General features: G+C 37.1%; 1 protein-coding gene. It reads right to left on the reverse strand.

Annotated features, from left to right (window positions below):
- Positions 1–280 (reverse strand): hypothetical protein (locus AB3I00_RS14840; RefSeq protein ID WP_368025649.1); only part of this gene is annotated, 280 nt, incomplete at both ends.

Here is a 280-nt window from a genome sequence, read left to right on the forward strand (position 1 = left end):
TGGGATCATCTAATGCCGTCAATTTTCGATTGAACCAATTCCGAACATCGGCTTGTAAGAAATAATAATTCAATAAAGAGACGTCTTCTAAGGGATTTAATTGAACATGAACATTGATTTCTCCCGGATGGATCGTATATTCTACTCGTTCTTCCAAAATTGCTCGTCCTGTCCCATCTGTTTTTTTGGTATTAACCCCTTGCACTTCATTCAACACGATTATTTTGACTTCATCGGCTGGATATACGAGATCTTCTTCTAATGGATGATTATTAGCCAA

This window comes from Enterococcus sp. C76, from assembly GCF_040886985.1.
Classification (GTDB): Bacteria; Bacillota; Bacilli; order Lactobacillales; family Enterococcaceae; genus Enterococcus_B; species Enterococcus_B lactis.